At 63.3% G+C, this 24,671-nt stretch carries 28 protein-coding genes; 15 read left to right on the plus strand and 13 right to left on the minus strand.

The features are described from left to right. Positions 1-21: 21 nt before the first annotated feature. From I6A82_RS12780 to flgB, 10 genes are read right to left on the minus strand one after another with little or no spacing between them, the layout of a single operon-like run. Positions 22-1,353, minus strand: a complete 1,332-nt coding sequence (locus I6A82_RS12780; RefSeq protein WP_198095186.1) for a flagellar hook-associated protein FlgK — start codon at positions 1,351-1,353, stop codon at positions 22-24. Next, positions 1,350-1,646 (minus strand): rod-binding protein, encoded by a 297-nt coding sequence (locus I6A82_RS14705; protein ID WP_332310974.1) that lies wholly within the window; start codon positions 1,644-1,646, stop codon positions 1,350-1,352. The genes I6A82_RS12780 and I6A82_RS14705 overlap by 4 nt, the downstream gene beginning before the upstream one ends. Next, a complete protein-coding gene (locus I6A82_RS12790; protein WP_198095187.1) occupies positions 1,643-2,755 on the minus strand; it encodes a flagellar basal body P-ring protein FlgI in 1,113 nt (370 codons plus the stop codon). Before I6A82_RS12790 ends, I6A82_RS14705 begins: the two co-directional genes overlap by 4 nt. After that, entirely contained in the window at positions 2,755-3,423 is a 669-nt protein-coding gene (locus I6A82_RS12795) for a flagellar basal body L-ring protein FlgH (RefSeq protein ID WP_187336733.1), read from the minus strand. Before I6A82_RS12795 ends, I6A82_RS12790 begins: the two co-directional genes overlap by 1 nt. A gap of 14 nt (positions 3,424-3,437) precedes the next feature. Next, on the minus strand, positions 3,438-4,226 hold the full coding sequence (gene flgG / locus I6A82_RS12800; RefSeq protein WP_187336734.1) for a flagellar basal-body rod protein FlgG: 789 nt from the start codon (positions 4,224-4,226) through the stop codon (positions 3,438-3,440). A 52-nt stretch (positions 4,227-4,278) separates the two neighbouring features. Continuing rightward, positions 4,279-5,022, minus strand: coding sequence for a flagellar basal body rod protein FlgF (locus I6A82_RS12805; protein ID WP_198095188.1), 744 nt, complete (start codon positions 5,020-5,022; stop codon positions 4,279-4,281). Positions 5,023-5,064: 42 nt separating this feature from the next. Continuing rightward, positions 5,065-5,895, minus strand: a complete 831-nt coding sequence (locus I6A82_RS12810; protein ID WP_198095189.1) for a flagellar hook-basal body complex protein — start codon at positions 5,893-5,895, stop codon at positions 5,065-5,067. A gap of 49 nt (positions 5,896-5,944) precedes the next feature. Next, positions 5,945-6,595: a flagellar hook assembly protein FlgD gene (locus tag I6A82_RS12815; protein ID WP_198095190.1), complete on the minus strand. Its 651-nt coding sequence runs from the start codon at positions 6,593-6,595 to the stop codon at positions 5,945-5,947. After that, positions 6,592-6,984: a flagellar basal body rod protein FlgC gene (gene flgC, locus I6A82_RS12820; protein ID WP_187337029.1), complete on the minus strand. Its 393-nt coding sequence runs from the start codon at positions 6,982-6,984 to the stop codon at positions 6,592-6,594. Before flgC ends, I6A82_RS12815 begins: the two co-directional genes overlap by 4 nt. A gap of 15 nt (positions 6,985-6,999) precedes the next feature. Then, positions 7,000-7,350 carry a flagellar basal body rod protein FlgB gene (gene flgB / locus I6A82_RS12825; protein ID WP_187336738.1) on the minus strand — a complete coding sequence of 117 codons (351 nt, stop codon included), beginning with the start codon at positions 7,348-7,350 and terminating at the stop codon, positions 7,000-7,002. 208 nt (positions 7,351-7,558) lie between these two features. Between flgB and I6A82_RS12830 the strand changes: the two genes are divergently transcribed. From I6A82_RS12830 to I6A82_RS12865, 8 genes are all read left to right on the plus strand, one after another. Next, on the plus strand, positions 7,559-8,272 hold the full coding sequence (locus I6A82_RS12830) for a MotA/TolQ/ExbB proton channel family protein (protein ID WP_198095191.1): 714 nt from the start codon (positions 7,559-7,561) through the stop codon (positions 8,270-8,272). Beyond that, complete coding sequence (locus I6A82_RS12835; RefSeq protein WP_198095192.1) at positions 8,269-8,712, plus strand: hypothetical protein; 444 nt, start codon at positions 8,269-8,271, stop codon at positions 8,710-8,712. Before I6A82_RS12830 ends, I6A82_RS12835 begins: the two co-directional genes overlap by 4 nt. Before the next feature lie 63 nt (positions 8,713-8,775). After that, a complete protein-coding gene (locus tag I6A82_RS12840) occupies positions 8,776-9,300 on the plus strand; it encodes a flagella basal body P-ring formation protein FlgA (protein WP_198095193.1) in 525 nt (174 codons plus the stop codon). 96 nt (positions 9,301-9,396) lie between these two features. Beyond that, on the plus strand, positions 9,397-9,675 hold the full coding sequence (flgM, locus tag I6A82_RS12845; RefSeq protein WP_198095194.1) for a flagellar biosynthesis anti-sigma factor FlgM: 279 nt from the start codon (positions 9,397-9,399) through the stop codon (positions 9,673-9,675). Positions 9,676-9,683: 8 nt separating this feature from the next. Then, positions 9,684-9,977, plus strand: coding sequence for a hypothetical protein (locus tag I6A82_RS12850; RefSeq protein WP_187336743.1), 294 nt, complete (start codon positions 9,684-9,686; stop codon positions 9,975-9,977). Between the two features lie 158 nt (positions 9,978-10,135). Further along, positions 10,136-10,933 (plus strand): transglycosylase SLT domain-containing protein, encoded by a 798-nt coding sequence (locus I6A82_RS12855; protein WP_198095195.1) that lies wholly within the window; start codon positions 10,136-10,138, stop codon positions 10,931-10,933. Between the two features lie 8 nt (positions 10,934-10,941). Beyond that, complete coding sequence (flhA, locus tag I6A82_RS12860) at positions 10,942-13,071, plus strand: flagellar biosynthesis protein FlhA (protein WP_198095196.1); 2,130 nt, start codon at positions 10,942-10,944, stop codon at positions 13,069-13,071. A 15-nt stretch (positions 13,072-13,086) separates the two neighbouring features. After that, positions 13,087-13,815 carry a sigma-70 family RNA polymerase sigma factor gene (locus I6A82_RS12865; protein WP_187336746.1) on the plus strand — a complete coding sequence of 243 codons (729 nt, stop codon included), beginning with the start codon at positions 13,087-13,089 and terminating at the stop codon, positions 13,813-13,815. A gap of 117 nt (positions 13,816-13,932) precedes the next feature. Here the strand turns inward: I6A82_RS12865 and I6A82_RS12870 are convergent, their stop codons facing one another. The 3 genes from I6A82_RS12870 to I6A82_RS12880 all read right to left on the minus strand — a co-directional run bounded on the left by I6A82_RS12870 (position 13,933) and on the right by I6A82_RS12880 (position 17,057). Then, entirely contained in the window at positions 13,933-14,781 is an 849-nt protein-coding gene (locus tag I6A82_RS12870) for a flagellin N-terminal helical domain-containing protein (protein ID WP_198095197.1), read from the minus strand. A gap of 234 nt (positions 14,782-15,015) precedes the next feature. Next, a complete protein-coding gene (locus I6A82_RS12875; protein ID WP_198095198.1) occupies positions 15,016-15,915 on the minus strand; it encodes a flagellin N-terminal helical domain-containing protein in 900 nt (299 codons plus the stop codon). Between the two features lie 254 nt (positions 15,916-16,169). Then, positions 16,170-17,057 carry a flagellin N-terminal helical domain-containing protein gene (locus I6A82_RS12880; RefSeq protein ID WP_198095199.1) on the minus strand — a complete coding sequence of 296 codons (888 nt, stop codon included), beginning with the start codon at positions 17,055-17,057 and terminating at the stop codon, positions 16,170-16,172. A 312-nt stretch (positions 17,058-17,369) separates the two neighbouring features. On the opposite strand from I6A82_RS12880, the gene I6A82_RS12885 reads away from it, so the two are divergent. Genes I6A82_RS12885 through I6A82_RS12910 form a run of 7 tightly spaced genes read left to right on the plus strand, consistent with a single transcriptional unit; the run spans position 17,370 to position 24,217 of the window. Next, entirely contained in the window at positions 17,370-18,680 is a 1,311-nt protein-coding gene (locus I6A82_RS12885) for a sigma 54-interacting transcriptional regulator (protein ID WP_198095200.1), read from the plus strand. A 22-nt stretch (positions 18,681-18,702) separates the two neighbouring features. Then, on the plus strand, positions 18,703-19,044 hold the full coding sequence (fliE, locus tag I6A82_RS12890; RefSeq protein ID WP_425498183.1) for a flagellar hook-basal body complex protein FliE: 342 nt from the start codon (positions 18,703-18,705) through the stop codon (positions 19,042-19,044). Between the two features lies 1 nt (position 19,045). After that, entirely contained in the window at positions 19,046-20,770 is a 1,725-nt protein-coding gene (gene fliF / locus I6A82_RS12895) for a flagellar basal-body MS-ring/collar protein FliF (RefSeq protein ID WP_198095201.1), read from the plus strand. 58 nt (positions 20,771-20,828) lie between these two features. Next, positions 20,829-21,833 carry a flagellar motor switch protein FliG gene (gene fliG, locus I6A82_RS12900; protein WP_198095633.1) on the plus strand — a complete coding sequence of 335 codons (1,005 nt, stop codon included), beginning with the start codon at positions 20,829-20,831 and terminating at the stop codon, positions 21,831-21,833. Beyond that, positions 21,826-22,446, plus strand: a complete 621-nt coding sequence (locus I6A82_RS14595; RefSeq protein WP_232343446.1) for a hypothetical protein — start codon at positions 21,826-21,828, stop codon at positions 22,444-22,446. Before fliG ends, I6A82_RS14595 begins: the two co-directional genes overlap by 8 nt. Further along, complete coding sequence (locus I6A82_RS12905; protein WP_442945111.1) at positions 22,443-23,789, plus strand: FliI/YscN family ATPase; 1,347 nt, start codon at positions 22,443-22,445, stop codon at positions 23,787-23,789. Before I6A82_RS14595 ends, I6A82_RS12905 begins: the two co-directional genes overlap by 4 nt. After that, complete coding sequence (locus I6A82_RS12910; protein ID WP_198095203.1) at positions 23,786-24,217, plus strand: hypothetical protein; 432 nt, start codon at positions 23,786-23,788, stop codon at positions 24,215-24,217. Before I6A82_RS12905 ends, I6A82_RS12910 begins: the two co-directional genes overlap by 4 nt. Positions 24,218-24,671 lie beyond the last annotated feature (454 nt).

Genomic DNA, 24,671 nt, shown 5'->3' on the forward strand with positions numbered 1-24,671 from the left:
TGCGCGCGAAAGACGCGCCGGTCAGAAGATAGACAGGATCGACTGGGTGGTTTCTCGCGCGACCTGGATGACGCGGCTGGCGGCATCATAAGACTGCTGCAATCGGATGAGATCGGCAGTCTCGCGGTCCAGATCGACGCGCGCCACATCATCGCGGCGGCTGCGCGAGTTGCGGTCCAGCGCGGTGGCGGCGGCCTGCTCGTTCTGCGCGGCGAGCACCAGATTGGAATGCCCCGCGATCAGCTGGTTCCAGTTCTGTTCGATACCGCCGCTGGTTCGCAGACCAGCCAGCGCCACGAGATTGCCGTTGGGCTTCCCGGTGCTGTCCGCCACCGCGAGTTCTTCCGGCTTCGTGGCGATCAGCTGGATCCCGGCCGCGCCGCCCCCGGTGGTCACGAGCTGCTTTCCGGCCGCTCCTGCATCCGTCACCCCTCCGGCATGCCAGCTGTTCACCTGCGTCGCAAAATCCTCGGCCAGCTGGTCGAGCTGGGCCAGTTCGGTCGTCACGGCGCTGCGCGTGCGGCTGAGGCCGGCCAACATGCCATTGGCCGGAACCTTGCCCTCTTGCCCGTTCACATCGATGCGGAAGCTGCCATCGGGCCGATCGACCATGCTGAGCTTGGCTGACGTAGCAACACCGGCGATTTCCATATCGGCATAGCTAACGGTGGCGATGCCATTATCGCCAAGCGAAATTTTCACATCCAGCCGCTCGCTCAGAACGGCGAGCACAGAGTCGCGATTGTCGAGCAGGCCGGCATGGGCCTGCGTGCCGGGCTGCGTGCGCCGCAAATCCAGATTGATGCTCGCCAGCGCCTCAAGGCTCTGCGTCATGCCGTTGACTTCGGACAAAGCGCGCGAGCCGATCTGGTCCTTGGTCAGGTTCATGGTATCGGCAGTGCGGCGGAAGGTTTCCGCGGTGCTGTTGATCTCGTTGATGAAGGTGACGCGGAGCGCACTGTCGAAGGGAACCGCGGAAAGCTCCTGCGCGCGGGTGTAGAATTCGGTCAGCCGCTTGCCGACATGCTCGCCGGCATTGTCGAGCCCGGACTCGATGGCGCCGAGCCAACTGGTCGCGGTTTCCGCGCGCACCAGCGCAGCGCCGCTCATGCGGACGGAAGCTTCCAGAAATTCGTCACCCGAGCGGGCAATTTCACCCACCGCTACGCCGTTCAGCCCGCTCTGCACGGAGTAGAGCGGGTTCAGCGATCCGGTGATGGTGGCGTCGCCTAGGCGTACGGCGCGGCGGACGTAGTCGCCGTTTTCCGAATTGGCGATGTTCTGAGACACGGTGTCGAGCGCCGCGGTATAACCGCGCAGCGCAGACCGACCGATGGAAAAAAGCCCGCTCATATCTTGCCCTCGAACTGCTTCAGCAGAAGATCCGCGATGCCGAAGTCACCGGCCATGGAATCGGCCAGTTTGGAGTCCTGCATGTCGCGAAATTGCTCTGTTGCCTGATTGCCGAACAGATCATCGGCGAGCCCGGCGCTGCGCATCGATCCGAGCATCTGGCGCAGGAACACCGACTCGAACGCCTTCGCAGCGGCTTCCAGCTCCTCATGCTTGCCCGGCTTGGCAGGGGCGGAGGGGCTGGTGCCGGAAACGGCGCCGGCGAGGGCTTTCGAGGCGGTGATGTCGGTCACAGGATTACAAGCTCCGCTTTCAGCGCACCGGCCTGTTTCAGCGCGTCCAGAATGGCGAGCAGATCGCTCGGGCTGGCGCCGATCGCGTTGATCGACTGAACAATCTCGGAGAGCGAAGCGCCGCGGGTGATGAAGGCACTCGCCGGTTCTTCGCTGATGGCGATGTCGCTGCGCGGCTCCACCGCGGTACGGCCGCGGCTGAACGGTTCGGGCTGCACGATGACCGGGCTTTCCTGCACACGGACCGTGAGCGAGCCGTGGCTGACCGCGGCCGGGCTGATCCGCACCGCGCCGTTGATGACGACGGTGCCGGTGCGCGCGTTCACGATGACGCGGGCGGGCGCTTCGGCGGGCGTCACTTCCATATTCTCGATCGCGCCCATCAGCATGACCCGCGACTGCGGATCGAGCGGCGCGCGGATCGCAATGGAAACGGCATCGCTGGCGGTTGCCAGATCCTTACCGACCTGGCCGTTAATGGCATCCGCTACGCGCAGCGCGGTGGTGAGATCGGCCTCGGCAAGGTTGAAGGTCAGGAACGGGCTCTGCTCGAACCCGGTCGCCACTGCACGCTCGACCGATGCACCGCCGGCGATGCGGCCTACGGACGGAATGTTCACCGTGGTGGTCGAACCGTCGCGTCCCTCGACGCCCAGGCCGCCAACCGCGAGATTACCCTGCGCCATGGCGTAGATCTGTCCGTCGGCGCCTAAGAGCGGCATCATGATGAGCGTGCCGCCCCGCAGAGACTTTGCCTTGCCGATCGCCGACACAGTCACGTCAATGCGCTGGCCAGGCTTGGCCATCGCCGGAAGATCGGCGGTGACCATGACGGCAGCGGCGTTCTTGGTGGCCGGATTGATGCCCGGCGGCAGCGTCAAACCGAAGCGCGTGGTGACGCCCTTCATGGCGACAGTGGCATATTCCAGGCTGTCGTCGCCCGTGCCGGCCAGGCCCACGACAATGCCGTAACCAGTCAGCTGGTTTGAGCGCAGACCCTGGAAGCTGCCAAGATCCTTGATCCGGTCAGCCGACGCGGGCGCGGCGGCCAGAAGCGCAGCCGAAAGGACCAGGCCGATGCGGGCAATGAGGTTTGCAAAACGGTTCATCAGAACGGGCTCACAATGTTGAAGAAGCGCTGCAGCCAGCCCTGCTTGCTGGCCTGGGCGATTTCGCCCTTTCCGCTATAATCGATATGGGCCTGCGCAACGCGGGTGGAGGGCACGACATTTTCCGGGCCGATATCGGCCATGCGAACCAGGCCGCTGAACCGGACAAATTCGTCGCCGCGGTTCAGACGGATCAGCTTCTCGCCGCGCACCAGCATGGTACCGTTGGGGAAGATTTCCGCCACGGTCACGCTGATCTGTCCGGTCAGCGCGTTGCTCTGCTGCGCGCTACCACCGCCCTTGAATTTGGTGCCCCCGGAAACGCTGACATCACTCGGATCGAACAAGGCGAACGGGCCGGTGGCGGGCGGCGTGATGCCGAAACTGCCATTGCGATCCACATTGGCGCTGTTGGTTTTCACCGCCTGGGTGCGTTCGACCAGCGCGATCGTGAGAAGATCGCCAATCCGCGCGGCGCGCGCGCCGCTGGTGAGCGCGGCATAGCCGTTCGCTGCCTGAAAGATGGAGCCGTTCGACGCGGCGACCGGCTGCGGCACGGGCGGAGGTGCAAGCGTGGCGGCATAGGCCGGATCGGGCCGTGCCTGCTGGCTGGCGAAACAGGCCGAGAGTAGCGGCGCAGCGGCGAAAAGGACGAGCATGTTCTTCATTTTCGTCATCACCTTCACAGCTGCTGATTGGCGAACTGGAGCATTTCGTCCGTCGCCTTGATCATCTTGGAATTCACTTCGTACGCTCTTTGGGTTTCGATCATGTCAACAAGCTCCTCGACAATATTGACGTTCGATCCCTCGAGCATGCCCTGGCGCAAAACGCCCCGCCCTTCCTCGCCTGCTGCGCCCGTAATCGGCGCGCCGCTGGCGGCGGTTTCCTTCAGAAGATTGTTGCCGATTGATTCGAGACCGGCCGAATTGATGAAATTGCTAATCTCGATCCGGCCCAGTTCGCTGGGTTCCGCCTGCCCTGCCAGCGTCGCAGAGACGGTGCCATCCGCGCCGATGGTAATGGCGGTTGCGCCCTGCGGCACCTGGATCTGCGGCTGCAGCGGCAGACCTTCCGACGTCACCATCGCGCCCTCAGCGGTGATGCTGAAATCGCCCGCGCGGGTATAAGCGGTGGAGCCGTCGGGCATCTGCACCTGAAAATATCCGGACCCCTGGATCGCGATGTCCATCGAATTGCCGGTGGTCTGAAGCGACCCTTGCGTATCGATGCGCGCGGTTCCCGCGACGGCGACACCGGTGCCGAGCGACAGGCCGGTGGCGAACTTGTTCTGCTGGTCCGCCGCCGCGCCCTTCTGAACGACCTGCTGATAGGCCAGCGTCTCGAACTGCGCGCGGTCCCGCTTGAAGCCGGTGGTGTTCACGTTCGCCAGGTTATTGGCGATCACGCGCATCTTGGTGTTCTGTGCGTCGAGCCCGGTGCGGGCGACCTGCAAGGCTGAATTGCTCATTTACTCAGTCTCCGTTCGCGCCGCTTATCGCGGCGAATAATCGTGCCGCGGATCAGCGCGGCAGCTGCATGACGCTGGCGCCGCCATCGTCCATTTCCTTGGCGCTCTGCATCAGCTTGACCTGCGCTTCGTAGGCACGGCTGGTTTCGATCATGTCGACTAGAGCCTGGGTCATGTTGACGTTCGATCCTTCCAGCGCGCCGCTTTGCAGCCTTGCATCAGGATCAGACGGCAGAGCGCCGCCGTTCTTAACCCGGAAGAGGGTATCCTCCGCTTTAACCACCTCGCTGCCTTTCGGGTTGACGAGGCGCAGGCGATCGACCTGCTGTGGCTGATTGGGATCGCCCCCCTTGGGCACAATCCACACACCGCCATCTTCGGCGATCTGGATGCTGTCAGCGGGCGGCACGACCAGCGGGCCGCCCTCCCCCAGCACCGGAAAGCCATCGCCCGTCGTGAGCAGGCCGGTCTCGTTCATCATCAGATCGCCGCGGCGGGTGTAGCCTTCATCCCCATTGGGTGCCTGCACGGCGAGCATGGTCTGCCCGTTCATTGCGATGTCGAGCGGGCGGCCGGTCTGTTCCACTGCGCCGGGGTTGAGATCGGCCGTCAGCACATATTCGTTCGGGCTCGCGCGGCTTTGCAGGCCTTCCCCGTGGAGATATTGCGCCTGGGCGCTCACGATCTCGGCGCGAAAGCCGGTCGTGTCCGCATTCGCCATGTTATGCGCGATCGCGGTCTGGCGATTCATCACCCCCTGCATGGCGCGAAGGCTGAGATGGATCATCCGGTCCATGGGTCTACTCCTGCAAAGCCAGCTACTTAACCTTCAGGCCGATCAGACCTGCAGGTTGACGATCGTCTGCGTCATGTTGTTGGCCGTCTCGATCGCCTGCGCGTTCGCCTGGAAGTTGCGCTGTGCGGCGATGAGCGAGACGAGCTCTTCGGTGATGTCGATATTCGCCGTCTCGAGCGAACCTGAGCGCACCGTGCCGAGCGGACCGGTGCCGGCCTGCGACAGCTTGGCGCCGCCGGAAAGACCCGTTGCCTGCCAGTGCGCATCGCCCACGGGACGCAGGTTTTCGACCGCGTCGAAGCTCGCCATCGCCAAGGCACCCAGCGCCTGCTGATTGCCGTTGGAGAAGGTAGCGGTGAGCACACCGTTGGTGCCGACCGCAATGTTCGCCAGCACAGCGTTCGGATCATTCGGATCAGCATCCGGCAGGCGCAGATTGGTCATGTCGGCGGCATCTGTGGAGGTAATATTGCCATCCGCATCGATCGGCAGCAGTTGAACGATGTTACCGGTTGCATCGACGACATCGCGTTGATTGTTGACGCTGAACGAGCCGTTCCGGGTGTAGGTGATCGCCCCTGTCGTCGAGGGACTCTTGACGGTGAAGAAGCCATCGCCTGCCACTGCGAGATCGAGCGTGCGATCGGTCGATTCCAGCGTTCCCTGCGTAAACTGCTGCGTAATGCCCTGAAGCTGCGTGCCCTGGCCGGCGATCATCTTGGTGGTCTGCGTGGGCGAGGCGGCAAACAGATCGCCGAACTGCGCGCGGCTCTTCTTGAAACCGGTCGAGTTGCTGTTGGCGATGTTGTTGGAAACCACGGAAAGATCGGACTGGGCAGCCTTCAGACCGCTCAGAGAAGTAAGGAAAGACATCGGATATTCTCCTTGGGGGTAATTCGGTTCGGGTAAATTTCGGGCTTGATCAGCCGACGCCGCGCACCGCGTCGACATCGATCGGGCCGGCTGGCGTCGTCAGCACCGCGCCGTTACCGACGGACGAAATTCCGACCACGGAAACAGGTAGCCAGGTTGCAGTCGAGGACGGCACACCGCCCGAAACACGCACCTTGAGATTTCCAAGATCGACGGGCTGGCCGTTCTCATCGGTGCTCTGAAAAGCGAAGGGCACCGCGCCCGCTTCAATGGGACCGCCCGTCATGGAGCGCACGACAGAGCCTTTGCCATCGACCAGCTCGATCGTGAGCTTATCGGCACGGCCAGTAAGCGTAACCTCGCCGCGATACAGGCCGTTTGCATCCATCGCTGCAACATCGCCCTTGGCGAGCACATTCTTGCCGATGAACTGCGACGCCTCGGACAGCCGCGACGTGGAGAAGGCCGCGGAAATGTTCTTCAGCGACTGGTTCATCTCGGCGATGCCCGCAACGCTGGAAAACTGCGCCATCTGCGCGACCATCTGCTGGTTATCGACCGGCTTGAACGGATCCTGGAATTTGATCTGCGCGGTCATCAGCTTCAGGAAGCTGCTCTGATCGAGCGTGCCGCCGCCGGTGGCGTTCATCGGCTGCGCCCGCGTCAGGCCGGCGGGGAGCGTATTATCGATCGTACTCATTGGCCCATCTTCACGGTATCGAGGATCAGCGACTTTGCGGTCTGCATCACCTGCACATTGTTCTGATACTGGCGGGCGGTCTCGATCATATCGATCAACTCGGCCGCCTCGTCGACGCCGGCGTCCCACACATTGCCGTCGGCATCAGCCAGCGGATTGGTGGGATCGTGCCGCATGCGCGGTTCGGTGTTGGACTTCACCACCTTCTCGACATCCACCGTGGCGATGCCGTCTCCGCCGGTTGCCGTGCGGAACACCGGCTTGATCGCACGGTAAGCCTCCTCGGCGCTCTTATAGACGGTGCGTGCATTGGCGAGGTTGGACGCGGTGGTGTTCATGCGCGTCAGCTGCGCGGACATCGCGCGGCCGGATATGTCGAAGATATTCATCGGTCCGGGCATGGGTTATTCTCCTCGGATCGCGCGGGTGAGCGTGTTCACGCGCGCCTCTAGGAAAGAGAGCGTGGTCGAATAGCCGACCGCGTTCTCGGCGAAGAGCGTCTGTTCGGTGGAAAGCTCGACCGTGTTGCCGTCGAGCGAGGTCTGTAGCGGGACGCGGTAGCCGGCATTGCCTTCCATCGCCTGCGTGGCATCCGATCCGCTTTTGCGGACCTGGCTCATCGCCTTCTCGAAATCGAGGTCGCGGGCCTTGTAGCCGGGCGTGGCGGCGTTCGCGATATTGGAAGCCAGCATCGACAGCCGCTGCGATCGCAGCTGAAGCGCGTCCCCGTGAATGCCGAAAATTTTGTCTGCCATAATATCATTTCCTGCTTAATCCCGCTCGCCATCTGCCGTTGACGACCTGTGGCGATCGGACTGCCGAGCATGACTAAGCAAAGGGCGTGCCAAACACGCGCCTGAGCGGCTTTGATCTGTTTTCGAGCGGTTTTGGGGGGCCATTGCCATCCGGGCGGCAGCATTTTGCCGCCCGGCAAGTTTTTGCCGGGTGAGTGAGGACCGCAATATGATGTCGATCCAATGGGCCCGCTTCCTGGATCCGGGCGCGCTTCTGCTGGTCGGCCTCGGCTGCCTGCTGGTCGCGCTGGTGCAGAACGGCGTTCGCGGCATCATGATCGGTTTTGCGACATCGCTATCGCTTCACCGAACCGCGGACGCGGGCGAACAGGCGCGGCTGTCCAGCGTCATTGTGGAAGACATCGTCCACCGCCGCGGGGTGAGCTGCGCCGACAGGCCGGCTTTGGCCTGCGCCTATACCGCCAAGCTCGCCAGTGAGATGTCCGATGCGCCGGACTTCGCGGCGTTTGCCCATATCGTCACGCAGGACAGCGCCACGCGCAACGCGGCGCGCGCGGTCGCGGTGCAGATGTGGGAGGATATCGCCGATGCGGCGCCCGCGCTCGGCATGCTCGGCACCGTCATCGGCCTGGTCGAGATGTTCGGGCGCATGGAGAGCGTCGAGGGCCTCGGCACTGCTATGGCACTATGCCTGCTTACCAGCCTCTACGGCCTTGCCTTTGCGCATCTGATCGCCGGTCCGATCGCGCGCCGTCTGCAGATGCTCGGCGGGCGTGAGGCGGCGTGGCAAACCGAAATCAGCGAACGCATGCTTGCGCTGGCCCGCGCCGAATATCCCGATCGCGCGCCGCGGCGGCCTGTGGTGCCAATCCTGGGCGATCCGCCCGATACGCTCCAGCCAAAGGAAGCGGCCACTCCATGACATCGAAACGCTCCATGGTCGGATTTATCGACCTTTCGCTGATCCTGCTCGGTTCCGTCGCGCTGATCGGCGAACTGCACCAGCGCGAACTCGTGTCCCATCCTCTGATGAGCAGGCGCGAGCATATGGAAGGCGGCAACAGCGTGACCGTCGCTATCGGCCGCCTGTTCGAACCGGGCGAGGCCCGCCTTTCCGTGCAGGGCGACAGCTGGGTGCGGAACATGGCGCGCACCGCCGGCGGGCGGCGCGTTTCCGTTCGGGTTGCAATCGACGATCGTCACGGCAATGCACGTCTCGACGGCTGGGAACAGGCCGCCGCGCGAACCGCCGCGATCATGTACGCGCTCGAACGCGGCGGCGTACCGTCCGATCATATTGATCCGACCGTTCCGCCCCATGCTGGCGGTGCAGAAGGAATCACCGTCACGATTAGCGACTGAAATTTTGGCATGCCCCTTGCTTTGGAAAAACCGACAGTCTTTTCGATCCGAGGATTCGAGTTCATGCGCCCTGCCCTTCTTCCGACCGCGATCGCCGCCGCCGCTGCAATAGCCGTTGCCCCGGCCGCAGCCGCCGGTTTCCAGAATCTGACCGATCTTGATGTGGCGGTGGCCGCCCATATGGGCGCCGAAATTGGTGAGCCGGGCGGTGCACGCGCGCCGGTCGACCGCCGTCTGAAGCTGAAAGCCTGCCCGGAGGCACCTGCCGTATCCGGCCCCGTACTCGGCGCCGCGGTCGTCCGCTGCGAGCCTGTCGGCTGGTCGATCCGGGTACCGCTGAAGCTCGACGCAGCGACGCGCAGCTCCGCAGCATCGCCTGCCTCAAGGGTGAAGGAAGAAGACGCCGTCAGCCGCGGCCAGGCCGTCCGGCTCACCGTAGAGGGCACCGGTTTCGCTATTTCCCGCACCATGATCGCAGACAAGAACGGCAAGATCGGCGACATGATCTCGGTCCGCGCGGACCGGATGGCCAAGCCCATTCTGGCGCGCGTCGTCGATATCGGCGAGGTGTCGGTTCCGGGCAGCTGAGCCCCGCTTCCGCGAACGCCGAATTTTTTTTAAAGTTTTTCTTAAAGTCCAACCTCAGCTGCCGTTACCGGTACCGAGACACTGAAAGAGGTTATCATGAAACTCGATCGTACCACCGGCTACAGCCCCGTTTCCACGGCGGCATTGCGAGGCGGCAGTGCCAAGGCGGTTTCTTCCATCGGCGCGAGCCGACCCGCCAGCAACGAGACTTCGGTGCGTCAATCCGATGCAGCGACGATCGCCAGCGAAGGCGCGCCCGTCGATCAGGCCAAGATCGCCGAAATCCGCGCCGCCATTGCGGAGGGAAGCTACATCGTCGATCCGCAAAAGCTTGCGCAGAAGATGATCGCGCTCGACCTCTATAGCGAAGGCTGACGCGGCATATGCCGATCCTTTCGATCCAGACCGCGCAGGAACGCCTGATCGCCGCGCTCGACGCCGGTGACGCGCAGGACATCATGACCGCCACGGGCGAACTTTCCACGCTGATCGATGAATTGCGTGATCTTCCGGCGATCTATGCCGACAACGACACGCGCGAAGCGTTTGAGCGGATCGACAAGCTATCCCACGCCGCTGCCTTGCGGCTGCGCATGCTGACCGATCATACGCGTCAGAAGCTTGAGCTGCTCGGCCACGAAGATCGGCGCTTGCGCTACGGCCCCCGCGCCGCCTGACCGACAGTTTTATCACGAATATCGGGGCCGCCTTGCGCGGCCTTTTGTCGTGATGGGCCACATATCCGTTCAGATAATTAATCAGGACCGTTGAGCGGAATCATTTCACTGAATTGGCACAACTCTTGCTGATCTCCCACCGAAACAGGAGACGGCAAATGCCATCGGATATCAGCAACTACGCGAAAATGGGGGGTGACCGCATCACCCGTGCCATCGCGCAGTCGGCGCGCAAAACCGGTGTCGATTTCGACTATCTGATGGGTCAGGCCCGCATCGAAAGCGGCATGAACCCAAACGCGAAGGCACCCACCAGCTCGGCCACCGGCCTCTATCAGTTCATCAGCCAGAGCTGGCTGGCCGTGGTCGATCAGCATGGCGCGAACCATGGGCTCGACTGGGCGGCCAACGCCATCGGCAAGGATTCACGCGGCCGCTACACCGTGTCCGATCCCGGCATGCGCCAGGCGATCCTCGATCTGCGCAAGAACCCGGAAGTCGCAGCGGCCATGGCCGGGGAGTTCGCGTCCGACAACAAGGATTACCTCGAAAGCCGGCTGGGCCGGGAGATGGCGCCCGTCGATCTCTACCTCGCCCACTTCCTTGGTGCGGGCGGCGCGGCAAAGTTCCTCTCCGCTCACGCATCGAACCCGGACGCCGCCGCCGCACCCATGTTCGGCAAGGCCGCAAGCGCCAACCGCAACATCTTCTACGCCTCGGGCGGGCGCATGCGCAGCTTCGACGAAATCCGCAGCCGCTTCGCCGCCAAACTGGGCGACGGCGCGAATATGCCGATGGGCGGCAACAATTCGCCGGGCGGCAATGACATGCCGTACGTCCAGCCTGCCGACTATCTTCGCCTGGCCAGCCAGCGCCAGGCACCTTCCGGAACCGACCTCAACCGTAACGACAATGCGCGCCTTGCCTACATGCTGCTCGCATCGATGGGAGCCTGATCGCTCGTATGAACGCCCAATCCACCAAGCCCGGCAATGGCTTTCTCGCTCTGCTCGATATCCGCTCGGCGCTGTTGCCGCTGGCGACGCTCCTGCTCGTCGTGTTCCTGGTCCTACCGGTGCCCGCCTTCGTGCTGGACGTCGGCTTCATCACCAACATCATGATCTCGCTCGCGGTTCTGATGGTGGCGCTGAACGCCACCAAGCCGCTCGATTTTTCCAGCTTCCCGACGGTCCTTCTGTTCGCGACGCTGCTGCGCCTCGGCCTCAACGTCGCCTCGACGCGCGTCGTGCTGGTGTCCGGCAATGAGGGCGGGGACGCCGCGGGCCATGTGATCGAAGCCTTTGGTTCGATGCTGATCGGCGGCGACTATGTCGTCGGCCTGTTCGTGTTTGCGATCCTGATGATCATCAACATGGTCGTCATCACCAAAGGTGCGGGCCGCGTATCGGAAGTCAGCGCTCGCTTCACCCTGGACGCCCTGCCCGGCAAGCAGATGGCGATCGACGCCGATCTGGGCGCCGGCCTCATCACGCCGGAAGAAGCCAAGCAGCGCCGCGTGGACGTTGCCACCGAAGCCGATTTCTACGGCTCGATGGATGGCGCCAGCAAGTTCGTGAAGGGCGATGCCATTGCCGGTGTCCTGATCCTCGTGATCAACATCGTCGGCGGTATCGTGCTGGGCGTTACCAGCCACGACATGGCGCTTGGCGACGCGGCGTCCACCTACACCATGCTCGCCATCGGCGACGCGCTGGTGGCGCAGGTGCCAGCCCTGCTGCTGTCGATCGCGGCGGCGGCCATCGTCACCCGCGTTTCCTCGCCCTTCGATCTTGGCGGCCAGATTTCCTCGCAGTTCGGATCGCACAAGGCCTGGATTCCCGTGGCCGCAATCCTGACGATCCTGGGCGTCCTGCCCGGCATGCCGCATATGATCATCCTGCCGGCAGCCGGCGTTGCCGCCTACTTCGCCTATCGCTTTTCGCGCCCTGCGCCGGAAGAGGAAGAGGTCGAAGACGCGCCCCCGCCCAACCCCAATCTCATCAACTGGAGCGATGTTTCCGACGAAGCGATGCTGGGTATCGAAGTCGGCTACGCGCTTACCGCGCTGGTGGATGAGCGCAAGGATGCGCCGCTGATGAAGCGCGTGACCGGCATCCGCAAGCAGCTGTCCAAGGAGCTTGGCTTCGTAATCCCGCTGGTGCGGATCAAGGACGATCTGACGCTCGATCCCAACGCCTATCGCATCACAATCGGCGGCACGGTAATCGGCGAAGACGTGATCTGGCCCGAGGACATGCTGGCCATCGACAGCGGCGATATCGACGAGGAGATCGAAGGCCGCGTCTGCAAGGACCCTACCTTCGGCATGGATGCCCGCTGGATCTCGCCCGACAAACGGCCCGAGGCGATCGTATCTGGATACACCGTGGTCGACGCTTCCACCGTACTCGCCACACATCTCAACCACATGATTCGTCTCAACGCCGCGCAGCTGTTCGGCATGGACGAGACCAAGATGCTGCTCGACAACTTGAAGGAGCGCGCGCCGGAGCTGGTCGAAGGGCTCACCCCCAAGGCGCTGTCGCTCTTCGCGGTATCCGCGGTCTGCCGCGCGCTGCTGATCGAAGGCGTTCCGCTGAAGGACTTCCGCCGCCTCTGCTCGGCCATGGTCGAGGCAACCGGCGATGGCTGCACGGACATCCCGACCGTGGTGGAGCGCGTGCGCCAGCGTATCGGGTCCATCATCATCCAGTCGCTCGTTCCCGTCAGCATGCCGCTGCCGGTGGTCACGCTCGACCCGGAGCTGGAAGGTCTTATCGGCCAGTCGATCAAAGTGGCGGGCGATGCCAGCTTCCCAATCGAGCCGGGCCTCGGCCAGCGCATCCTTGCCGCCATCGAGGAATCGAGCGAACGGCTGATGCTGCGCCAACAGAGCTTCGCGCTGGTCACCTCGCCCGCTGCCCGCAAGGCATTGTCGGACCTGCTCCGTCCGCGCTTCCCCGACACCCCAGTGCTTTCCTTCCGCGAATTGCCCGACGACAAACCGGTCGAGGTGATCGCCACGGTCGGCGGCCAGCAGGCACCCGCTCCGGCGCCTGCCCCGCAAGCCAAGCACAGCTTCACACAGCTTTAACAGGAGGCCGTGACGATGACTTTTCAGCCCCAGCACAGCCTTACCTACGGTCGCACGCCGTCCCGGCAGAAACCGCAGCAGCTGGTCGAGGATCACATTCCGCTGGTGCGCAAGATCGCCTGGCATGTCTCGGGCCGTGCGCCATCCAGTATCGAGGTGGAGGACCTGATCCAGATCGGCCTGATCGCTCTTATCGAAGCGGCGCGGCGCTATGAAGACCAGGGCCACCAGTTTTCCACCTATGCAGGCACACGCATTCGCGGGGCGATGATGGATCATCTGCGCGCGCAGTCCAATCTCTGCCGTTCCGCCCTGCAATTCCGGCGCGATCTGCGCCGGGCGCAGGAAAAGCTGATGGGACAGCTGGGGCGCGAGCCGGGCGAAAGCGAACTGGCCGCGGAAATGGGCTTGGGCGCATCGGAATTTCTGGCCCGCTTCGATCAGGCGGCCGACGTCCAGATGGAATCGATGGACGAGGTATATTCCGAACACAGCGTCTGGTTCGCCTCCGAGGAGGATGGCGCGGATGTGGCACTGGAACGCGATCAGCTACAGCAGCTCGTCCAGGCCGGGATCGGTACGCTCAGCGAGCGTGAACAAATGGTTTTGCAATTGTTCTTCGTCGAAGAACTGAACCTCGAAGAAATCGGCGCCGTCCTAGGCGTAACCGCCGCGCGCGTATGTCAGATCAAGAAAGCCGCGCTCGATACCATGCGCAAGCGACTGGCGGCTCAGATGGGCTGAACGGGCACGCTCTTTTTATCGAATGAGCGTCATTGAAGACATCATCAAAAAGCCCCCGCCGGATCGACCGGCGGGGGCTTTTTTGTAAAATTCGAGAGTATCGAGACCGTCTTGTGCTCAACGCAGCAGGCTGAGGACGCCCTGCTGGCTCTGGTTAGCCTGAGCCAGCATCGCGGTCGACGCCTGGTTCAGGATCTGGAACTTGGCCATGGTGGTCGATTCCGTGGAGAAGTCGGCATCCTGGATACGGCTGCGGCTTTCCGACAGATTGGTCATGCGGTCATCCAGGCTGCTCACGGTCGCCTGCAGACGGTTCTGCGAGGCACCGAGGTCGGCCTGCGCGGTCGTCACCGTCTTCAGCGCGGCGTCGAGCGAACCCAGCGCGGCGGTAGCACCAACATCAGTGCTGATGTCGATTGCGGCCACAGTCGTGGTACCATCGGTAAGCTGCGATGTACGAACATCTGCAATGCTGACGGTAACCTGCTGGTTCGCATTTGCCCCGGTCTGGATGGCGACCGACTTCGCAGTGCCAGGTGTCGTTCCATCGCCCTTCAGTAGATCGACGCCGTTGAACGTCGTATTGTCGGTAATGCTAGTGATCTGATCCTTTAGCGCGGCAACCTCCTTCTGCAGGTTGGCACGGTCAGCCGCGCCCAGCGTGCCGTTCGCTGACTGAACCGCCAGCTCTCGCATACGCTGCAGCGAGTTGGTGATCTGGTTCATGCCGCCCTCGGCGGTCTGAACAAGCGAAATGCCGTCATTCGCGTTACGCTTTGCCATGTTGAGGCCGCGTACTTCCGAAGTCATCTTGGTGGCGATCGCAAGGCCTGCAGCATCGTCGCTGGCGGAGTTGATGCGCTGGCCGGTCGACAGACGTTCCATCGTCTTGCTGAGGCCCATTTCGGCCCGCGTGGACGCCGTTGTGGCCCGCATGGCGGAAACATTGGTTCCGATAACAGTCATGTTTGTTCCTTTTCCTTTTGCGGCTGCCGAACTTCCAATGGCTGCCTCAGAACATATGACGGTCCAATCGATTTTGTTTTAAGCTTATTTGAGGCTTTCTCTTTTTTTCTTATGGTTAAGAAATTCCTAACCATGAATTACCAAAAAAAAGGCGCCCGCCGGACAGACCGACGGACGCCAGTATCGTCTCCGGAGCGGATCGATCCCGAAAGACCGACCCGCCACCCCGAAGGATCAGCGCAGCAGGCTGAGAACCCCCTGCTGGCTTTGGTTGGCCTGCGCCAGCATCGCAGTGGATGCCTGGTTCAGGATCTGGAATTTCGCCATTGCGGTCGACTCGGTCGAGAAGTCGGCATCCTGGATACGGCTGCGGCTTTCCGACAGGTTGGTGACGCGGTCGTCCAGGCTGCTGACGGTTGCCTGCAGGCGGTTCTGCGAGGCACCGAGATCGGCCTGTCCGGTGGTCACCGTGCTCAGCGCGGCATCGAGAATGCCCAGGGCCGCGGTAGCACCTGCACCGTAAGAGATATCGATGTTGGAAACGATGGCGTCGACATCGGTCGTTCCATCGGCTGCCTTGAACGTCTCCTGAGTGGTACCGTCAGCCTGGAACTGCTTGAGCGAGGTGGTCTGAACATCAGCGATGTTGATCGTGACCTGCTGGCCCGCACCCGCACCGGTCTGGATCGCGACCGACTTCGCACCGCCGGCACCATCGCCCTTCAGAAGGCTAACGCCGTTGAAGGTCGTGTTGTCGGCGACGCTGGTGATCTGATCCTTCAGCGCGGCGACTTCCTTCTGCAGGTTGGCGCGGTCGGCATCGCCGAGCGTGCCGTTGGCCGACTGAACCGCCAGCTCACGCATACGCTGCAGCGAATTGGTGATCTGGTTCATACCGCCCTCGGCAGTCTGGGCCAGAGAGATACCGTCGTTCGCATTGCGCTTGGCCATATTGAGGCCGCGCACTTCCGAAGTCATCTTGGTGGCGATAGCGAGGCCGGCAGCATCGTCGCTGGCGGAGTTGATGCGCTGGCCGGTCGACAGACGTTCCATCGTCTTGCTGAGGCCCATTTCGGCCCGCGAGGACGCCGTGGTGGCGCGCATCGCGGAAACATTGGTTCCGATAACAGTCATGTTTGTTCCTTTTTCCCTTGGTGGGGCGACCGGTTAGGTACGCCTCGGAAACTGTAACGGTCGTGAAATCTGAACCTTAAACAAGAATTCGACGTTTTTTCAGAAATATATCGGTTATAGTTAAAGCAATTTAATAGCTTTTAACTGACCCGATTTCTTATTCCTCTACTGTCTCGAACGCCTGCCCGGCTTCCGGACAGACGTGTCTTGACTGTAAGGGGCGGACGCCGGTCCGCCCCTGTGGTTCAGTGTCTTTAACCGCGCAGGAGGCTCAGGACGCCCTGCTGGCTCTGGTTGGCCTGCGCGAGCATCGCGGTCGATGCTTCGTTCAGGATCTTGAACTTGGCGAGCTGCGTCGATTCCTGTGAGAAGTCGGCATCCTGGATGCGGCTGCGCGCTTCGGAAAGGTTGGTCACGCGGTCGGTCAGGCTGCTGACCGTGGCTTGCAGGCGGTTCTGCGAGGCACCCAGATCGGCCTGTGCGGTGGTGACCGACTTCAAGGCATCGTCGAGGATGGACAGCGCGTTCTGCGCACCGAGCGTGGTGTCGATATTGATCTGATCGACCGTGGCATCGACCGCGGTATCCGCGCCGGCTGCGTCCTTCTGCTTCGATTTGGTCGTTCCGTCCGCCTCATAGGAGCCGAGCGTGGCCGACTGCACGTCGGAGAGCGTGATCACCACATTCTGACCGACCTGCGCGCCGGTCTGGATGTTGATCGCGCCACCCTTCAGCAGATCGACGTCGTTGAACTTCGTGTTGGCCGTGATGTCACCGATCTGGCTGATCAGGGCGGACACTTCCTTCTGCAGGTTGACGCGATCGTCATTGCCCAGCGTTCCGTTGGCAGACTGCACGGCCAGTTCCCGCATACGCTGCAGCATGTTCGTGATCTGGTTCATGCCGCCTTCGGCGGTCTGCGCCAGGGAGATGCCGTCATTGGAGTTGCGGATCGCCATGGTAAGGCCGCGCACTTCCGAAGTCATCTTGGTGGAGATGGCGAGGCCTGCTGCGTCGTCGCTAGCGGTGTTGATGCGCTGGCCGGTCGACAGGCGTTCCATCGCCTTGCTGAGGCCCATTTCGGCGCGGTTCGAAGCAGTGGCGGCGCGCATTGCGGAGATGTTGGTTCCGATGACGGTCATGATAAATTCCTTTACGTTGTTCCCAGACCGGTCTGTTTGTTCGCCGGTTCGAAATGGGTAACGGTCAGGTTCCGGGGCCATTAAACAAAAAAATCGACCGGCCCCGCGCCGCCAATTTTCCGGCTTTATATATATAGAGAGCGCCAAATTTTTGACGTTTCCGCCGGGCGGCTGACGGCCCGCTGACGCAAATTCCCCTCCCCCTTTGTTCACCCCACGCAAATCCGCGCTTTTCGCGTTTGGCACGCCGCTTGCATCGTCATGTGCGTGGGAATGCGGTGGGTAGGCCGCGAAAGATTGGGGAATATAAGAATGTTCGTTTCGAAGACCGCCATCAGCGACGGTGCCGCCAGCAAGCTGCCGACGCTTTCGACATATCTGAATGCCGTTCTGATCGAGACCGCTGCGATCGATACGAAAGACGGTTCACCGCGCACGCGCCCCATCCGCATCCTGACCGCGGACGAGATGGCGCTTGCCTGTCACCGTGACATCATCGTCGATTTCCGCGACGGCACGCCCGAGCTGGTGCCCGCCGCGAACGGCCAGCCGATGCACATCGCCTTCGGCCCAGCCGATATGAAACTGGGCCACGCGCTTATCGCGGAAGCCGTCCGCAATGGCGGCCCTGCCATCGGTGAGCATGCGAGCGCCCGCCTGATGCGCTATGCCGCGCGCGTTGCCGCCAGCGGCGCCGCCGTCCTGATCCAGGGCGACACCGGCGTCGGCAAGGAAGGCATGGCCCGTTTCGTCCACTCGCAGTCGCCGCGCGCGGAAGGTCCGTTCATTGCAGTGAACTGCGCAGCGCTGCCCGCGACCATGGTCGAGGCGATGCTGTTCGGCCACAAGCGCGGCGCATTCACCGGCGCCAGTGGTGAGAGCGAGGGCCTGTTCCGTGCAGCCGACGGCGGCACGCTGTTCCTTGACGAGATCACCGAACTTCCTCTCGAACTGCAGGCGAAGCTGCTGCGCGCGCTGCAGGAAGGCGAAGTGCTTCCCGTGGGTGAGACAACCGCGGTCAAGGTCGACATCCGCATCGTCGCCGCCGCCAACCGCAATTTCCAGGCGGAGGTGGCCGAGGGCCGCTTCCGCGAAGACCTCTACTGGCGCCTCAACGTCATGCCGATCGAGATCGCCCCGCTCGCCGAGCGCCGCCAGGACGTGTGCGCCATCGCCGCGACCATGCTGCTCGCCATGCAGAAGGATGGCGCGGACTTCGCCTGGATCGAGGCCGATGCGCTCGAGGCGCTGATGGCGCACGCCTTCCCCGGCAATGTGCGCGAACTTTGCAACATGCTGCAGCGCGCCCTCGTCCTGCGCGAAGGCGATGCGATCTGCGCCGCCGATCTCAATCTTACCCCCGCCCCCGTCTTCACCCCCGCAGCCGCTACCATCAAGGCTGCGCCCACCACCCCCCGCGCCGACCCCACCCCGGCGATCAATCCCGTGCTGCGCGGCCGCGACCTTCAGAGCCGCGCCCGCCTGGCCGAATTCGAAGCCATCACCGCTACCCTGGAAGAAACCAGCGGCAACCGCCGCCGCGCCGCGGAACTGCTCGGCATCTCCGAGCGCACGCTGCGCTATCGCCTCGCCGATATGCGCGAGCTGGCTGAAGCCGCCTGAGAGGGACTGACCGATGCAACCGATGACCAACAGTTTGCTGGCGGCGCGCAACGCGATCCTTCAGCAGAACAAGACGCTCCAAAACGTCACCGAGACGTCCAAGCCGCTCGGCGGATCGCTGGTTGGAGACAAAGGGGGCGTAGAAACCCCCTTCTCCGCCACGATGCGCGATGCCTTGTCGCAGGTAAACGAGGCACAGACCGCTGCCTCCAACGCGGCGTCCGCTTATGATGCCGGTGAAACGACCGACATCGCCGCGGTAATGCTGGCAAAGCAGAAGGCGTCGGTCGGCTTCGAAGCCACCCTCCAGGTCCGCAACAAGCTGCTCTCGGCGTACGAGAACATCATGAACATGCCGGTGTGATATGAACGACATGACGATCTCCCAGCCGATCGACGGCAACGCCGGCGGCGCAGCAGCCCGCCCCACCCAGCGCCTGAAGCCAATCGGTTTCAGCTCCAGCAGCAATGGCGGCATGGGCGGCGGCTTCATGGACCGCGCGCGCGACTTCCTGTCGCAGCCGGCGGTGGCGAAATCGCTGCCGCTGCTCGGCTTCATCGCGGTGGCCGCCATGGCCGCTGCCGCCTGGCTCGCATTGCAATCCCCGCCCCAGCGCGACCTGTTCCGCGGACTGCCGGAAAGCGACAAGGCCGCCGTGGCCCAGGCGCTCGACAGCAATTCGATCCCCTATCAGCTCGACAACAGCACCGGCGCGCTGACCGTCAGCGAAGACGATTACTACGCCGCCAAGATGCTGCTCGCGGCGCAGGGCCTGCCCAAGAGCGCGCCGGACGGAGACAGCATGATCAGCTCCATGCCGATGGGCGCCAGCCGCGCGGTGGAGACCGAAAAACTGCGCGCCGCGCGCGAGGCCGATCTCGCCCGTTCGATCGAGGCGATCGATACGGTCGTCACGGCGCGCGTGCATCTGGCCGTCGATCCGCCCAGCGTGTTCATCCGTGAGCGCAATGAGCCTGCCGCATCGGTGGTGCTGAACCTGCAACCCGGCACGACGCTCGGGAATGAACAGGTGCAGGCGATTACGCACCTTGTCGCCAGCTCCGTCTCCGGCCTTAACGCGGACCGGGTTTCGGTGGTGGACCAGAACGGACGGCTTCTTTCCGAAACCGCTGAGAACGGTCCGCTGGGCGAAACCGGCAAGCAGCTGGCGGTGCAGGAGCAGGTCGAGGACCGCTATCGTCGCAGCCTGACGGCATTGCTCACGCCGATCCTTGGCGCCAATAATTTTGCTGCGGAGGTTTCCGCCGATCTCGATTTCTCGGAGCGTCAGGCGACCAGCGAGACCTTCCCGAAAGATGAATCGGTCGTACGCAGCGAACAGCGTAGCTGGACTGCCGAAACAGACGGCGCCAACGGCACGCCTGGCGGCATCCCCGGCGCACTGTCCGATCAGCCGCCCGAAAACGGCACTGCGCAGGACCAGATGGGTGATCCCGCCGTCCCCGCCGACATGCAGAAGCGTCAGGAGCAGGTGAACCGCAACTATGAGCTCGGCCGCCAGATCGCCGTCACCAAGGATGCAAGCGGCGTGGTCAGCCGGGTTTCGGTGGCGGTCGCCATTGCCAACGGCCCCGACGGCAAGCCGCGTAGCCCCGCTGAGATCGCCGCGATCGAAAAGCTGGTAAAAGGCGCGATCGGCTTCAATGCCCAGCGCGGCGACCAGGTTGAGATCAGCTCGCGCGCTTTCCAGCCGATCGTCACCGAAGAAACGCCTTGGTACGAGGCAAGCTGGGTGTCGCTTCTGGTGCGCAACGTCTCGGGTCTGCTGGTTGCCCTTGCCCTTATCTTCTTCATCGGCCGCCCGCTGCTGAAGCGCCGCAAGGAACTGAAGAACGCACCGGCACTTCCGGCGGCAGAGGCCAGCGAAGCCCCTGCCCTCGCCCGCTCCGCGGATGAGGCGCGCAAGGACGAGCCGGTGACGCTGGACATGATCACCGCGGCGCACAGCTATCAGGAACGCGCGCTGCTGATCCAGAATTTCGTCAAACAGAATCCCGAACACGCCACCCTGGTCGTCCGCGACCTTCTGAAGTCGGCGAAGGCCCCCAAGGAAGCAGTAAATGGCTGAGGTAATGGAACCTGAAGCAGCGGCGATCGACGGCGCCGCCGAAGCGCTCGCAGCAGCGATGCCCGATCTGCCCAGCCTGGGCGATGAACAGGCCGCGGCAATCCTTCTCCTGCTCTTTTCGGAGGACGAAGCCTCGGGCATTCTTTCGCGGCTTGAGCCGAACGAAGTCGAGCAGCTCAGCAGCGTGATGTATTCGGTTGCCGATATCGGCGCGGACGAGATCAACACCGTGCTCGATCGCTTCGTCGATCGTGCCCGCCACCGCACCACCATCGGCTATCGCTCGGACATTCAGATTCAGGCGATGCTGACCGCGGCTCTCGGCGAGCAGCGCGCGGAAGTGATGATCAGCCGGACCGCCCCGAAGAAACCCGCGCCGAACCTGGAAGCGCTCAAATGGATGGCACCCGAAGAGATCGCCGCGATGATCGAGGAGGAGCATCCGCAGATCGCAGCGCTGGTGCTTTCTTTCCTGTCGACCGACAATGCCGCCGCCGTCCTCAGCCTTCTGCCCTCCGACATGCAGGACGACGTGGTTTATCGCCTCGCCACGCTCGGCCAGGTGAGCAACGACGCGATCGAGACGATCGAGCACCTTCTCACCGCGTTCCATGCGCCCAAGGGCTCCGGTACCGTGGCCACCAAGGGCGATCCGTCCGAAGTCGCTGCGATCATGAACCAGGTCGGCAAGAAGAACAGTGCTCGGATGATCAAGGCGCTCGCCAAGCGCGACAAGAAGCTGGCCGGCACGATCGAGGATGAAATGTTCACCTTCGCCGACCTCATCACGGTCGAGCCGAAGGATCTGGGCACCATCATGCGCAGCGTGGACAACACGCAGCTGGTCCCAGCGCTGAAGGGCGCGGACGAGAAACTGCGCGCCAAGATCCTGGGCTGCATGTCCAGCCGCGCCGCGCAGACTTTGGAAGACGAGATGAACGAGCGCGGCCCCATGCCGATGTCCGAAGTGATCGAAGCGCAGAAGAGCGTGGTCGCGCAGGCTCGCCGGCTTGCCGATGCCGGCGATGTCGTGATCGGCGGAGGAGGCGACGATTATGTCTAATGGGTTCGCACAGCGCTCCTTCGCGCCGGAAGTTTCCACCTTTCGCCCTGTCTGGCAGACGCCTGCACAAGCGTTCCGGAGCGGTGCTGATAACGATGCAGCACCGAATGAAATTGACGAGCAGGCGGAAGCCGAAGCCTATTTTCGCGAGCAGCTGGACGACAGCTACCGCAGAGGCTTCGCCGACGGCCAGGCCGCAATTGCGGAGGCGAATGAGGAACTGATCGCAGCGTCCGACCGGCTGGCACAATCCGCCGCCACGTTGCGCGCGCAGCCCAGCGATGCGCTATGCGAGACGCTGATGCGCACTATTCGCACGCTATTGGAGCGGACCGCAGGATTTGCCGAACCCAATCCGGAAACCCTGAAGCAGCATTGCGCCTCGCTCGCCGCACTCGCCAAGAAGGACTGCGCGGACGCCGTCCTGCACATCCATCCACTGGACCGGATGCTGCTGGGCGAGGAAACGTTCGGCCTCGCGATCGAGGAAGATGCCTCGCTGGTGCGCGGCACGCTGAGCCTTTCGCACAGCGACGGCTGGATCGAACAGGGTACGCAGCCCGTGCTAGACGAACTGGAGGCGATGATCGCCTCGCTGGGCAACGCGTCGTGATTCCCGCGCAGGAAAATGGCCTTACCAGCCTCCTCGGCCGGATCGAAGCAATCGCCGCGGGTCCGCGCCGCATCGGCCGCTTGGTGGCACATGATGCCGGGATGCTCGAAGTGACGGGTTTCAACCACCCGATCGGTTTCGGAGGCACCATTCACACCGCCGATGGCGGCACCATGAAGGCGGAAATCGCCGGCTTTCGCGGCAGCCGCGCACTGATGGTCCCACTGGAAAGCGACGGCGCGGTCAAGAACGGCGCCCGAGTTGAGCCGGACATGCAATCCAGCCAGGCGCAGGTCGGCGATGGTCTGCTCGGCCGGGTCATCGGCCCGATGGGCGAACCGCTGGACGGCGGCGGCCCGATCGTCGCCAATGCGCTCTGGCCGCTTGCGGGCAAGCGTTCCAACGTCCTCAACCGTGGCCGCGTGACCAAGCCGATTGACCTTGGCGTGCGGGCGATCAATGGACTGCTGACCGCCGGTTACGGGCAGCGCATCGCCATCGCGGCGGGCTCGGGCGTCGGCAAATCGGTGCTGATCGGCCAGATCATCGCCCATGCCGATGTCGACGTGGCCGTAGTCGGTCTGATCGGCGAGCGTGGACGCGAGGTCAGCGATTTCGTCGAGACCAAGCTCAACGGCCCGATGCGCGGACGCACCGTCACCGTCGCCGTGCCCGCTGACTATTCGCCTGTTCTGCGCCTGCGCGCCGCGGCGCGCGCCACCGCGATCGCCGAACATTTCCGCAGCCAAGGCAAGCGCGTCCTGCTGATCATCGACAGCCTGACACGCATCGCCCATGCGCAGCGCGAGATCGGCCTGTCGATGGGCGAGCCGCCGACCATGAAGGGCTACCCCCCTTCCGCCCTCGCGCTCATCCCCCGGCTGATCGAGCGGGCGGGGAATGATAACACCACCGGCGGCTCCATCACCGCGCTCTACACCGTGCTCGCCGATGGCGGCGACATGGAGGACCCGGTGGTCGATACCGCTCGCGCCATCGTGGACGGGCACATCATCCTGTCGCGCCTGTTGTCCGAACAGGGCATCTTCCCCGCGATCGACGTCGGCAAATCGCTCAGCCGCGTCGCCGCCGACATCATCTCGGACGAACACCGCGCAGCGCAGACCAATTTCCGCCGCCTCTGGTCCGCCTATGAGGAGAACCGCGACCTCCTTTTGATGGGCGCCTATCGCGAGGGCAGCGATCCGGCAATCGACGAGGCCGTCGCCCGCCATGACGAGCTGCTCGCCTTCGTCCGGCAAGGTGCCAAGGAAGCCGTGCCGATGGACGAAAGCGTCGGACAACTCCGCCAGCAATTCGGTTTTGAAAGCGCACATGCATGAAGAAGATTCTGAAAAGCCGCCAACGCATTCTTGGGATGCGTGAGACGCAGCTGCGCATCGCCACGGGGGAAAGCGCCGCCGCGCGCGGTAGCGAGACCAATCTGGAGCAGCGCCGCGATCAGTTGAAGGCGCTCTCCGTCCACATGCACAAGGCCGGCAATGACTGCCGCGAGGGCCGCTCGCTCCACGCGCAGCTCGAGTTGGTCGAACGCCTGCAGCGCGCCGGGGACCAGATGGAAACCGCAATCGGCCAGGCCCGGCAACATACTGCCCGCATGGAGCGGCAACGGATTGCCGCTTATCAAAAGCGCGAGATGGCCGACCGTCTCGTTGGGCGGGCGAAAACCAGTGTGGAAGCCGAGACCGACCGTAAGCTCAGCGAACAACCCCGCGCTTTGCCGCGCCGCGCCATGGAGCGCAGTGCGTGAGCGCTGGCCTCCTCACTCTTGCCGAATGCTTTGCATTCCGCGCTCAGCAAAACTGGCACGCTATCTGCATAGGTTAGATCGATGATTGGCAATGCACTCCCCCTTCGCCTCCAGCTAGAGGCATCCACCGCGCCGCTCGCGGCAATCGGCTTTGGGCCCAATGGACAAAATGGCGCACCCTTCGTCTTGCCGGCCATACCCCCCGGCGATGAGGATGCGCTCGCCCTTCCAATGAATCGCGATGAAAACGCCAAGGATGGACAAAGCGAACATCGCGGCGACGATATGCTGGCGGCAATACCGCTGGTAGTGGATATGCCGCATTACATTGCCGCTCCGGCCGCCATGCTAGAGGCCCCGGCCCGGTCTGCCATGGAACCCTCGGCTGCCGATGCGGATGGCGATGCCGCAATCGATGCGCTCCCTGCTGCTTCCCCGGCTCAGGGCACAGTCC

It is taken from the genome of Novosphingopyxis sp. YJ-S2-01 (assembly GCF_016093175.1).
Lineage (GTDB): Bacteria > Pseudomonadota > Alphaproteobacteria > Sphingomonadales > Sphingomonadaceae > Novosphingopyxis > Novosphingopyxis iocasae.